Source organism: Clostridium senegalense, assembly GCF_018916625.1.
Lineage (GTDB): Bacteria > Bacillota > Clostridia > Clostridiales > Clostridiaceae > Clostridium_J > Clostridium_J senegalense.
Genome location: NZ_JAHLNC010000010.1, coordinates 1 through 12,915, shown reverse-complemented (window position 1 = coordinate 12,915; position 12,915 = coordinate 1). Strand labels below are relative to the sequence as shown.

Genomic DNA, 12,915 nt, shown 5'->3' with positions numbered 1-12,915 from the left:
AAAATAATACATTAAAGTAAAATATATAAATTACTTTAATTATAAAAAGTTAATATTATTTGCAATGAAAAAATAATTATTTAACCAGTTATTGTTGATAATTTAAATTTTATAGTATAACATTTATGTAGTAACTACCAAAATGTTCAATTAGTAAATTAAAAGTAGGTAAATAGATTTGAAATTTAACTTTGAATAATTTTATTTATCTGTATCAAAAGGTTGGTTTAAGGTGAAAAATTATTTTGTTATTTAACAATGTAATAAGTTTACAGACCTATATTTTGTTAATATTACTAAAATTAAATATAGAAATATAGTGAGGTATTAAAATGTCAAAAATATTAGTATTAGCGGAAAAACCTAGTGTAGGAAGAGATTTAGCTAGGGTTTTAAAATGTAATTCAAATAAAAGATCATATATAGAAGGAAATAAATATATAGTTACTTGGGCTTTAGGTCATTTAGTAACATTAGCATCACCAGAAAGCTATGATGATAAATATAAAAGCTGGAACATGGAAAACTTACCGATGCTTCCCAATAAAATGAAACTTGAAGTTATTAAGAAAAGTTCGAAACAGTTTTATGAAATAAAAAAACTTTTAGGAAGAAATGATATAGAGTCTGTAGTGATTGCAACAGATGCAGGTCGTGAAGGTGAACTTGTTGCAAGATGGATACTTGATAAATGTCACTATAGAGGATCCCTTTCAAGACTTTGGATAAGTTCTCAAACGGATAAAGCTATTTTAGATGGTTTTAAAAATTTAAAAAATGGAAAAGAATATGAAAATCTTTATAAGGCAGCAACAGCTAGAGCAGAGGCTGACTGGGTTGTAGGATTAAATGTTACAAGAGCATTAACTTGTAGATATAATGCATCTCTTTCAGCAGGAAGGGTTCAAACTCCTACACTTGCAATGATTGTAAATAGAGAAAATGAAATTAAGCATTTTAAACCAAAAACATATTATACAATAAATGGGAAATGTAATGGGTTTAATTTAACACATGTAGATAATAAGAATAATTCTAGAATATTTGATGTGAAAGTGGCAGAAAGTATAGTTGCAAAAACAAATAAAGAAGAAGGAACTGTAGTAGAAGTTAAGGAAAGTGCTAAAAAGAATTATGCACCTATGCTTTATGATTTAACAGAACTTCAAAGGGATTGTAATAAAATATTTGGATATTCGGCAAAACAGACTTTGTCTATAATGCAAAGACTTTATGAAAATCATAAAATATTAACATATCCAAGAACAGACTCAAGACATATAACAACAGATATAGTTCCAACATTAAAAGATAGATTAAAATCTATTTCTTTTGGGAATTATAGAATGTTTTGTGATGATATAATAAGAAAAGGTATTAAAGCTAATAAATCTTTTGTAGATAATAATAGAGTAAGTGACCACCATGCTATAATTCCAACAGAAGAAAGAGTAATTATCTCACATTTAAGTAGTGAAGAACGCAATGTATATGATTTAGTTATAAAAAGATTCTTATCAGTAATGTTGCCTCCTTTTGAATACATTCAAACAACAGTTGATGTAAATGTAAAAGGCGAAAGGTTCTTAGCTAAAGGTAAAGTTGTACAGTCTAAGGGATGGAAAGCTGTATACGATAGAGAAATGGATGATGATAAAGAAGATATAGATGGTTTAAGAGAGCAAATGCTACCTAAATTTGAAAAGGGTGAAAAAGTTAAAATTTTATCTGTGGACATGAAAAAAGGAGAGACTAAACCACCTGCAAGATTTAATGAAGGTACATTGCTATCTGCTATGGAGAACCCACAAAAATATGTTCATGTAGATAAAAACGCTGCTAAGACTTTAGGTGAAACAGGTGGAATTGGTACTGTTGCTACAAGAGCTGATATAATAGAGAAATTATATAATATGTTTTATATTGAGAAAAAAGGCAAAGATATAATTCCTACATCTAAAGGAATACAACTAATAGATTTAGTTCCAGAAGATTTAAAATCACCACTTTTAACTGCTCAATGGGAAAGTGATTTAGAACTTATAAGTAAGGGTAAAGCTAATGATAAAAAATTTATAACTTCTATGAGAGACTATGCAACTAAACTTGTTGGAGATGTAAAATCAAGTAGTGATAAATTTGTACATGACAATGTTACTGGAAGTAAATGTCCAAAATGTGGAAAATATATGTTGGAAGTAAAAACTAAAACTGGTGTTATGAATGTATGCCAAGATAGAGAATGTGGACATAGAGAATCTATAAGTAGAACAACAAATGCAAGATGTCCAGAGTGTAAGAAAAAACTTCTTTTAAAAGGACATGGGGATGGACAAATTTATGTATGTTCTGGTGCAAACTGTAACTTTAGAGAAAAAGCTTCATCATTTAATAAAAGATTTGATAAAAAAAGTGATAAAGTTAATAAAAGAGATGTAAATAATTATATGAAGAAGATGAAAAAAGAAGCTGATGCACCAATAAATGATGCATTTGCAGGATTAATGGATTTATTTAAAGAATCGAATAAATAAAATTAGAATAAAAAACAAGTGAAATAAAAGGTATGAAATAGTGTAAAGAAGACTGGAACTTTAACTATTACATACCTTTTTTATGTAATTACAACATAGTGGTTTTGTTTACTATATTATATAAATTATGTAAAATATAAGAAGGTTTAATGTTATTATTCTTATTTATAATGTTGTGATATGTTTAAGTATTTTTAAAAATATTACAAATTTATTATTTTAGGGGGAATTTTAATGGAAAGTAATTCGGATTTAGTTTCTTGGAAGAAGATTATAACCATATTATTTTTAGGATGGACTATTATTTGGATTAGTAGAACAGTTTTAAATCCTGTTTTGCCCAATATTAAGGCAGGATTAAATGTTCAATCTGATTCAAGAATAGCATTAGTATTTAGTTCTTATTTTTTAGCTTACACTTTAATACAAATACCAGCAGGTATAATGTCAGATAAATATGGGGAAAAGAGAATTTTACTACCAAGTTTTATTATTTTTGCAATAGCTAGTTTTTGTATGGGATTAGCACCTTCAATAGAAGTCATGTATGTTGCTAATTTTTTTTGTGGATTAGCTAGTGGGGTATTTTTTGCTTGCTCCTACTCTCTTTCAATAAAAAATATTCCGTTAAATAAAAGAACTTTTTCAAATGCAGTGATTAATAGTGGTACGGCTATTGGTATGGGAATCGGTATGATAGGATCTACATTTTTGAGTATCTTAGGTTTTAAGTGGAGAACATTATTATTTATTACTAGCGCAATCATTGTAATGGTATTATTAATTTTTATAAAATTTCTACCAAACAATACACCAATAGTGAAAAAATCAAAAGGTCAAGGTGAAAAAACTTCATTAAAAACTATTTTGAATTTAAGATTAATAGCTGTTTCATTTGTTTACTTTTCAATTTGTTATGGATATTATATGATGGCTACGTGGTTACCTAATTTTCTACAAGCTGAACGTGGATTTGAAGGGATGATGGTGGGATACATTTCTGCTGTAAGTGCATTTTCAGCATTACCAAGTGCAATATTTTTTGGGAGAATTTCTGATAAATTTAATAAGTATAAATTAAAAATAATAGTTTATCTTATTATACTTTCGGCAATCTCACTTTATGTCAGCGCGCAGGCTAGTTCAAAAGTAATATTATTGATTGGATTAATTTGTTATGGCTTCTTTGGAAAACTTGCAATAGATCCAATTATTGTTTCTTATGTTGCAGAAATCACAGAACCAAAGAATTACGGATTAACTTTAGGGATATTTAATTTCTTTGGAATGTCCGGTTCAGTATTATCCCCTTATATAACAGCAGTAGTTTGTGATTTAACAGGTTCAAAAGTAATAGGTTTTTATTTATCTACAATATTAATGATGTTAGGAGCTCTAATTTTATGGATTAGTAGTAAAAAAAGAAAAAGTAATGAGTTGAAAAATGTATCTATTTAATTAAAAATAGATAACGATATATGGAAAAAGAATAGGTTTAAGACTAAATTTATAAATTATAAGACTATAGTGGTAAGAGCAATAACAAAAAATGTAAAATAGTAATCTGTAAATTTTCAAAAAAATTATAGATATACTATAGTGAAGTAAAATCTTAAGAATAGTTATCATAGGTAGTAAATTACATTTATATACATTATAATATAACCAAGGATTTAAGGAATAGGGGGGAGTGTAAATGAAAAAAATTTCAGTAATTATTATTACGATGTTCTTATGTGTGTTTTTAATAGGTTGTGAAGAAGAAAAAATTACAGAAGAAATGTATAATGCTTATTTAAATGAAAATGTTAAGGCATTAAATTTAGAAGAAGTTGATAATTTTTCAAATTTAGGCTTTCTAGATTCAGATATGAAAAAATCAGATTTGATTTTAATAGGTGAAGGCCATGGAACTAAGGCTAATTATTCTATTAAGATGAAGTTTTTAAAGTATATGAGTAAAAATTTTGATTTAAAATATCTATTGCTTGAAGGTAGTTATGTTAATAGTATAAAAATAAATAGATACTTGGATACAGGTGATGAGAAACTTTTAGATGATATATATTTTTTTAATAAAGAAGACTATGAATTTTACAAAGAATTGTATAAATTCAACTCAACTTTAGATAAAAAAGATAGAATTATCACTTTAGGCATAGACGCAGCAACAACTGATGAAACATTAAATTATCTACAAGAAGAATTATCTAAAATAAAATTAGATAGCAAAAGTAAAGAACATCTTAAGAAAATTGTAGAAATTAATAAAATAAGTACTGAAGTAGCAAATAATAATAGCGTTAATAAGGAAGATTATAACAATGTAAAACAATCCATATTAAAGCTATATGAAGAAATGAATGGTTATAAAGATTATTATAAGAAAAATTTAAGCAAAGAAAATAATAGAGATTTATTTTTAGTATTAAATTCAATATATAATACTCAAAATGCTGTTAATTTTGATGATGAAAATAAAAATTTAGATGATATATTAAGCAATATTACTAATATTAGAGACAATATTATGTATAACAATTTTAAAACAATATCAAAATATTTTAATGAAGGAAAATATTTTGGACAATTTGGAGGACAACATTGCTATACTGCTTCTGGGATAAACTTATCAGATGAGTTAAAAGAAAATAGATCTTTTGGTACGTTAATTAATGAAGATAATAATGTTAAAATGATCACTATAATGACTTTATATGAAAACTGCAATCACTATTTAAATGATGTAATTAATTACACAGATTATAATAATAACAATATAATTGAAAAACACATAAATACTGACAACTCCATAATTAAATTGAATGGAGAAAAATCACCATACTCAAAAGCTTTAGATCAAAATTTATTAACTGGAGATGAGATTATATTGGACAATGATAAGGTAACAACAGACTATTTTCAATATATAATTCTAGTTAAAAATTCACTGCAAGTAGAACCATTAGAGTAAAGATAATAAATGTCAATATTAAATAGAAAGGGCAAGTATATTTGTCCTTTTTATTTAATAACATAATTAATTAGGAATAGAATAAATTTTGCATTAGTTATTTTTTACTAGTTTATGTATACTAAGACTTATTATAGATGATAGAATCATTGAAATCCATCCTATTAACCAATATGCACCAAACTCACCTTTAATTAAAGCTATTAAAATACATATCACGGCCACTGACAAAGTAGCTAATCTAAGAACATTTAATAATTTATTTTTTCTCAATATAATTCCCCCTTAATTTTTAAAATCAATTAATATATAGTACGGAATATAAATATATACATATATATTTATAATTTGTATACATTAAAAAAATATAATCATTTTTAAATTAGAGTATTTCAACATATCTCTTTGCATAATGTCTGCATATTAATTGTATAATCATAATAAAAGCTCCACAACTGGCCAGTATAGATTCCTTTGTTAAAATTAAAAGTATTCCTAAAAACATAATGTATATTTAGCATATGTAATTTTCTCTAATCATAATTTTAGTAAAAGTTTCTTTGTTTGTAACTATATATTTTTCTTTAGAAATCCCATATAAATTACTAGGTGAAATTTCTTTTTTTATAAGAGCTTGGATAAATATAATAAGTCCTAAAATAACAAAAATTCCCCCTATAATTAGTGAAATCATATTTTTCATCCCTTTTTATAATAGTTGTTTATATACTAATTATAATATTATTTAACATATAATTAATAATTAAATAAAATATATTATTTTAGATAATAAAAGATAAATATAAAAAATAGTAAAAAATAAAATAAATAGTATAGCTTTATTAAAATAAATGTGATATACTTTTTAAAGAAAAAAGTATTTTTGATTAAAATATTATACTATATTAATATTTAAAAAATAAATAGTGTTTAACATTTTTAGTGATATATACATAACTTAAAATAGATTTACCTTTAAATATAAATTATATTAGTATTGGAGGAAAGCGTATGAAAAATTGTTTAATAGCTCAATCAGGAGGTCCAACTTCTGTTATAAATTCAAGTGTAATAGGTGTTTTTGAAAAAAATTTAACATATAAAAAGTTTGATAATGTGTATGCGGGTATAAATGGGATTGAGGGTATATTAAATGAGAATATAGTAAATTTATCTGAAATTGATAAAGATATTGTTTGCAATCTTAAATATACTCCATCATCAGGATTAGGATCTTGTAGATATAAATTAGAAAATGCTAATAGTTCTAAAGAAGAGTACATAAAATTATTTGAATTACTTTCCAAATATAACATAGATACATTTTTTTATATAGGTGGCAATGATTCCATGGATACAGTAAATAAATTAAGTATTTTTGGAAAAGAGATAAATTCAAATATTAAATTTATAGGAATACCTAAGACTATAGATAATGATTTAGATGTTATGGATCATACACCAGGTTTTGGTAGTGCAGCTAAATTTATAGCAACAACAGCACTAGAAAATAGTTTAGATGCTGATGTATACAACACTAAAAATGTTTTTATAATTGAGTCTATGGGAAGAGATACAGGATGGTTAGCTGCAAGTGCAACTATTGCAAGAATAAATAATAAGCCAGTAGTTGATTTTATATACATACCAGAAATGCCTTTTGATAAAGTAAAATTTTTATATGATGTTAAGAAAAAGCTTGAAGTTAAAAATACAGTAACTATAGTTGTTTCTGAAGGATTAAGAGATAAAGATGGAAAATTTATATCACAAATGAATTCCTTTGGTACTGATAAATTTGGACATGCTCAATTAGGTGGTGTAGCCAATTATCTTAAAAATTTACTAAAGCAAAGTGGTGTGAAAAAGGTAAGAGCAGTTGAATTATCTACACTTCAAAGATGTTCTATGCATTATGCATCTCAAAGGGATATAGAAGAAGCATATAATTTAGGGGAATTTGCCCTAGAAAATTGTGAAAATATAGAAAGTGGTTATATGGTTGCTATAAAAAGAGTAAATAATATTCCATATAAATCAGAAGTATTTACTTTAAGCACAAATCTAGTTGCAAACAAGGTTAAATACTTTCCAAAAACTTGGATTAATAGTGAATGTAACAATGTAACTGATGAAGCTTATGAATATACACTTCCTTTAATATTTGGTGAACCTAAAATTCAATATGAGAATGGTTTACCTAAATATGTAAAAATAAAATAGCTAACGAGATTTATTAAATGGTGCAAAACCTATAGCACCATACCTTAAATTTTATCCATATAAAAGCCAATGGGTTTAATACCCATTGGCTTTACTATTTAAGGACAATAGAGTATTATATAATTTTGAAAGATATAGAAATATAGTTAGGAGTGTTGTTAAATGGAAGTTAAATTATATCCAAAGGAAAAAGATGATAAATACGGTTATATAGATGAATTGGGAAATTTAATTATAGATTATAAATTTGATTTTGCAGATGAATTTGAAAATGATATGGCTTTGGTAGAAATAGATGGGTTATGTGGATTTATAAATAGGGATGGTAAGATAATTATAAATCCTAAATATGATGATATAAATTATTTTAATGAAGGTGTTGCAGTTGTAGAAATACATCATAAGTTTGGTTACATAGATGAGAGTGGAAAAGAAATTATAAAACTTAAATATGAAGAAGCTAAAGGTTTTACACAGGGTCTTGGAAGTGTAAAATTACTAGGAAAATATGGATACATAAACAAAAAAGGTGAAGTTGTTATACCTTTTTCTTATGATGACGCAAGTCAATTTGAAGAAGAATTAGCTTTAGTACGCAAAGGCGAAAAATTTGGATTTATAAATTGTAGTGGAGAAGTTATAGTGGACTTTATATATGATTTTGGAAGCAGTTTTAGTGATGGGCTAGCGGTAGTAGCTATAGATGACAAGTTTTTCTTTATAGATAAGAATGGAAAAAAAGTTTTTGACAAAGAATTTGAATTTGCCAATGGATTTAATGAGGGGCTAGCAGCGGTAAGTTATAATGATTTTTATGGTTTCATAGATAAAACAGGTGAATTTGTTATAGAAAATAAATATAAATGGTGTGATAACTTCATTTCTCAGTACGCAGCTATATTTGATGGAGATAAGTATGGGTTTATAAATAAAGCTGGTGAAATTGTTATACCTTGTAATTACGAAAATGTATTTGACTTTAATGAAGGATTATTTTCAGTACAGTTAAATGATAAATGGGGTTTTGTTAATGATAAAAATGAAGTGATAATACCATTTGAATATGATGAAGTAGAGAATTTTTATGATGGAGTGGCAAAAGTTATAAAAGATGAATCTGAAATGTATTTAAATAAAAAAGGTGATATAATTTAGAAAATTAGTATTTGATATAAATTAAAATTTTATAAAAATGCCGTAAAAAAGAAAATTTAAGAGTAATAAGATAAGCATTTGGTTAGTATATTATTAGAGATTTAGATAAATATTAATATAGAAATAGAGCAAAATAAATTTGCTCTATTTTTAAAATTAAGCACGGCAAGTATATTTATCACTTTAAAAATAAAGAAATTTCAAAATAATCTTAACTTATTTTAAATTATTTGATAAAATTTATATTAATATATGATTATGATAAATTTATAAAGATTTTAGTCTTAGATAAATACATAATTAAATAACTAAAAGAATAATATATTAAGTATTTATTTAAAATAAATTATGTAATTAACGAGGCAAAAAATCTAAATTTATTTTGAAGTTTTATTATCAATAAATATAAGGAAACAAGCTCAAATTTAAATTTATTCAATAACTTTAAAATATTTTCATACAAAATGCAGTGTTGAATTCTAAGAGATTCAGAGAATGTTTCACTATTTTAGGTATCCAAGTTTTCAAATGGATAAGTTCAAAAGTTAATTTGGAATGCTATAGTATTTAAAAGGTTATTAACGAATTTAAAGAGAGAGAAACTTTAAAGGAGAGGTAATTTATGAAAAATCCTAATTTGATATACGATACTGATAACAATGTAATATTAGATAAAGTTGACGTTACGGGCTACGTATGTGGAGAGTTTGTAGAGTTTTCTACAAGTTATGTTTATGAGAATAGAGGGGGAAATGATGTAGAAGCGGTATTTACATTCCCAATTCCAGAAACAGCAGTACTTTCAGGATTTGAAGCGAATATTGGTGGAAGAACTATAAAGACTACTATTGAAAGTAAAGAAGAAGCAGAAAAGATTTGCGATAAATTAAAAGAAGAAAGTTCTAATTTTTTATTAGAAGAAATTAATGCAAATGATTTTAAAATATCTATAGGAAAAATTATATCAGGAGAAACTATAAAACTTAAAATATCATATATAGAAGAATTAGAATATGAAGAAAAAAGTTTAAAACTTACAATACCTCAAATTGTTGAACCGATAAACATAGAAAATAGCAAGAATTTGATGAATGAAAATGATTATAAATGCTATTTAAATTTATTAGTTGAACCTTTTAATGAAGTAGAATTTGAAAGCCCAACTCATGATATAGCAGTTGAAAAAGGTGATGGATATATATATAAAATTTATTTCAATAAAACAGAATATTTAGACAGAGATTTAGTTATCTATATAACAGAAAAAGAATTAGAAGAAACAACAGGAATGATATATGAAAATCCTAAAGATAATAGTAATATACTATATTTAAGATTTATGCCAGATATAGAAGAGGAAGAAGAAAATTTAGTACATGAGTATGAGTTTTTGGTAGATATATCTAGTTCTATGGAAGGAGAAAAATTATTACAAGCTAAAAATGCTCTTCAAATATGTCTTAGAAGTTTAAATGAGAAAGATGCATTTAATATAGTTGCTATGGGTGACAAACTTCATTATTTTAATGAAGGTGGAAAAGTCCTATATAATGAAGAAAACTTAATTTTAGCTTCAAAATTTATTGATAATCTTCAATGTGAAGATGATGCACTAATATTTGAAGGTATAAAACATGGATTAAAAGATGATCATAAAGGAAAGGAAAATACTATATTACTATTTACTGATGATATAGTAGATGATGAAAAAGAGATATTAGATTATGTTGAAAAAGTTTGTGAAAATAGTAGGATATTTCCTTTTGGTATAGATGCATCAGTAAATACGTATTTTATAAACAAATTAGCTAGAATAACTTATGGTAAAGCAGAGTATATAAATGATAACAATAAAATTGAGGATACTATATTAAACCAATTCAATAGAATAAGGGGATTGCAAGTTACAGATATAAAATTAGATTTTGGAGATATGAATGTTGAAAAAACATATCCTAGAACTATAGAGTATATGTATGATGAGGAGCCATTTTCTATATTTGCTAAAGTAAGAGGAAAAGCAGAAGGGGTAGTTACTTTAACTGGAATGGTTGGAGAGAGAAGAGTTCAAAGAAGAGTTAGTTTAAACAATTTAGAGCTTGAAGAAAATGCGAATGTTATAGAAAAGGTTTGGTATAAAAAAAGATGCGATTCTATTGAACAAAGAATAAGATTTGAAAGAGGCGAAATTTATAATTCTATGAAAAATAAACTTATAGAATTATCTAAAAAAATTGGAGTCTTAACAAGTAAAACATCTTTTATTCTTATAGAAGAAGTATATGATCCAGTTTTAAACACTGCATTTAAAAAATTTCTACCAGTTAATATAAAATATGAAGAAAGTGACAATATAGATGATTTTTGTGGAGTATATTACAGAAATTCTTTAAATAAAGATTTTTCAGAAGCTACTAGAAAAGAAATGATGAGGATTTTAGCATCTCATCAATTTGCAAGTGGAGCGTTCTCGGATTCAATATTAGATACTAGTGAGGATAAAATACTATATACAGCTAAGTCTATTATAGGATTCACTGAAGGAAAAGAAGAAATAAATATATATAAAAACCTATTGAATAAAGGATTATCATATATAGTTTATGCTTTAAATGATGAGATAGAAAATTATAGTGAAACTACAATTATCGCTTGTTACTTAGCCTTTAATCAATCACTAAAAAGGATAATTATTAAAAATGATAAAAAATCTTGGGCGAAAAAATGGAATGAAACTTTTGAAAAGGAATTAATAAAAAGAAATATTGATATAAATAAAGCTGAAACCATATTAAAATCAAGTATAGAGAATGAAAAATTAGAGGACAATACTTTAAAAGGATTAATAGATCATTTGGTGTTAAAATAGGAATAAGTATAAAATAAGGCACTAAAAAAGTGCCTTATTTTTAATTTAATATGTATTTTGTTGCAATAAGTTATGATAAATTACTATGAAAACATATTGTAAACCTAATAAAAAAATAAGTTGACAATACTTTAAAATGATTGTAAACTTAAAATATAAATTAAAGTTTACGGAGGAAAATATGAAAATTACAGTTAAAGACATGATAATATGCGGGCTATTTGTGAGTATAACCGCACTTCTTGCACAGATAGCAATTCCATTGCCTTTTTCAACAGTCCCGATTACAATGCAGGTTTTTGCAGTGGTTCTAACTGGTGTTGTTTTAGGTGGCAAAAGAGGTTTTATATCACAAATAATATACATATTACTAGGTTCTATAGGAATACCAGTTTTTACACAACTTAGTGGAGGTTTTCATTTAATCGTAGGTTACACTGGAGGATTTATTTTATCATTTCCCTTAATAGCTGCGTTAATGGGGTATATATCCTACAAGACAGATAAATTATATTATATGATATTAGGTGTAATAGGTTCTATGATTATAAATTATGGACTAGGGGCTATGCAATATGCTTTTCTAGCACAAGTTACTCTAAAAGATGCATTAATAGTTTGTGTAGCGCCATTTATCATAGTTGATATAATAAAGTACATATCAGCAATTACAATAGGATTAACGCTAAAAAAGAGGTTGAAATTGTAGAGTTTAGAAAGTTATTGCAAAACTAAATTAAATTTAGTAGTGTGATGACTTTTTTTATTATATAAAAGTTACTTTGTTCTTGATTAATTATTTATATACTGTCAAAGCTTTAGATAATAACAGTCATTTTAGGAGGGATTTTATTTTGGCTAGACAGGCAAGAGTCAAAGCAGAAAATGCAATTTATCATGTAAGAATAAGAGGATGCAAAGCAAAACCTTTGTTTGAAGATAATTATGATAAAGAAATGTTTATGGACAAAGTATCAAAAAGTATGGAAAAATATAAATTTAAGATATATGCTTACTGTTTAATGGATACGCATGTTCATCTCATAGTGGATTCTTATGGTGGGGATATATCAGTTATTATGAAAAGTATAAAAGAAAGATATACATTTTATTATAATAAGAAAAAAGGATCAAACGGAACATTATATAAAGAAAGATTT

Annotated in this window: 10 protein-coding genes; 8 read left to right on the top strand and 2 right to left on the bottom strand. The window is 25.5% G+C overall.

What is annotated here, in order from left to right; genetic code table 11:
• Nucleotides 1–332 precede the first annotated feature (332 nt).
• The 3 genes from KQI36_RS14975 to KQI36_RS14965 all read left to right on the top strand — a co-directional run bounded on the left by KQI36_RS14975 (nt 333) and on the right by KQI36_RS14965 (nt 5,508).
• Nucleotides 333–2,534: a DNA topoisomerase III gene (locus tag KQI36_RS14975; RefSeq protein WP_216451598.1), complete on the top strand. Its 2,202-nt coding sequence runs from the start codon at nt 333–335 to the stop codon at nt 2,532–2,534.
• A 234-nt stretch (nt 2,535–2,768) separates the two neighbouring features.
• Nucleotides 2,769–3,992, top strand: coding sequence for an MFS transporter (locus KQI36_RS14970; RefSeq protein ID WP_216451597.1), 1,224 nt, complete (start codon nt 2,769–2,771; stop codon nt 3,990–3,992).
• A gap of 238 nt (nt 3,993–4,230) precedes the next feature.
• The gene (locus KQI36_RS14965; RefSeq protein ID WP_216451596.1) at nt 4,231–5,508 is read left to right on the top strand and encodes a TraB/GumN family protein; all 1,278 of its coding nucleotides are present in this window, start codon (nt 4,231–4,233) and stop codon (nt 5,506–5,508) included.
• 93 nt (nt 5,509–5,601) lie between these two features.
• On the opposite strand, the gene KQI36_RS14960 is transcribed toward KQI36_RS14965, so the two are convergent.
• Nucleotides 5,602–5,781 carry a hypothetical protein gene (locus tag KQI36_RS14960; protein WP_216451595.1) on the bottom strand — a complete coding sequence of 60 codons (180 nt, stop codon included), beginning with the start codon at nt 5,779–5,781 and terminating at the stop codon, nt 5,602–5,604.
• Between the two features lie 241 nt (nt 5,782–6,022).
• Nucleotides 6,023–6,202 carry a hypothetical protein gene (locus tag KQI36_RS14955; RefSeq protein ID WP_216451594.1) on the bottom strand — a complete coding sequence of 60 codons (180 nt, stop codon included), beginning with the start codon at nt 6,200–6,202 and terminating at the stop codon, nt 6,023–6,025.
• 317 nt (nt 6,203–6,519) lie between these two features.
• Here KQI36_RS14955 and KQI36_RS14950 point away from each other — a divergent pair, with 317 nt between their 5' ends.
• The 5 genes from KQI36_RS14950 to KQI36_RS14930 form a co-directional block, all read left to right on the top strand.
• Nucleotides 6,520–7,731 (top strand): 6-phosphofructokinase, encoded by a 1,212-nt coding sequence (locus KQI36_RS14950; protein ID WP_216451593.1) that lies wholly within the window; start codon nt 6,520–6,522, stop codon nt 7,729–7,731.
• A gap of 162 nt (nt 7,732–7,893) precedes the next feature.
• A complete protein-coding gene (locus KQI36_RS14945) occupies nt 7,894–8,886 on the top strand; it encodes a WG repeat-containing protein (protein WP_216451592.1) in 993 nt (330 codons plus the stop codon).
• A 622-nt stretch (nt 8,887–9,508) separates the two neighbouring features.
• The gene (locus KQI36_RS14940) at nt 9,509–11,755 is read left to right on the top strand and encodes a VIT and vWA domain-containing protein (protein ID WP_216451591.1); all 2,247 of its coding nucleotides are present in this window, start codon (nt 9,509–9,511) and stop codon (nt 11,753–11,755) included.
• A 223-nt stretch (nt 11,756–11,978) separates the two neighbouring features.
• Nucleotides 11,979–12,464 carry a biotin transporter BioY gene (locus KQI36_RS14935; protein WP_342357398.1) on the top strand — a complete coding sequence of 162 codons (486 nt, stop codon included), beginning with the start codon at nt 11,979–11,981 and terminating at the stop codon, nt 12,462–12,464.
• Between the two features lie 145 nt (nt 12,465–12,609).
• On the top strand, nt 12,610–12,915 hold a 306-nt coding region (locus tag KQI36_RS14930; RefSeq protein ID WP_216451589.1), incomplete at its 3' end, for a transposase.

Excerpts from the sequence above, each read along its gene's own strand:
- KQI36_RS14975 (WP_216451598.1), top strand. The coding sequence starts at position 333 with ATGTCAAAAATATTAGTATTAGCGGAAAAACCTAGTGTAGGAAGAGAT.
- KQI36_RS14970 (WP_216451597.1), top strand. The coding sequence starts at position 2,769 with ATGGAAAGTAATTCGGATTTAGTTTCTTGGAAGAAGATTATAACCATA.
- KQI36_RS14965 (WP_216451596.1), top strand. The coding sequence starts at position 4,231 with ATGAAAAAAATTTCAGTAATTATTATTACGATGTTCTTATGTGTGTTT.
- KQI36_RS14955 (WP_216451594.1), bottom strand. The coding sequence starts at position 6,202 with ATGATTTCACTAATTATAGGGGGAATTTTTGTTATTTTAGGACTTATT.
- KQI36_RS14950 (WP_216451593.1), top strand. The coding sequence starts at position 6,520 with ATGAAAAATTGTTTAATAGCTCAATCAGGAGGTCCAACTTCTGTTATA.
- KQI36_RS14945 (WP_216451592.1), top strand. The coding sequence starts at position 7,894 with ATGGAAGTTAAATTATATCCAAAGGAAAAAGATGATAAATACGGTTAT.
- KQI36_RS14940 (WP_216451591.1), top strand. The coding sequence starts at position 9,509 with ATGAAAAATCCTAATTTGATATACGATACTGATAACAATGTAATATTA.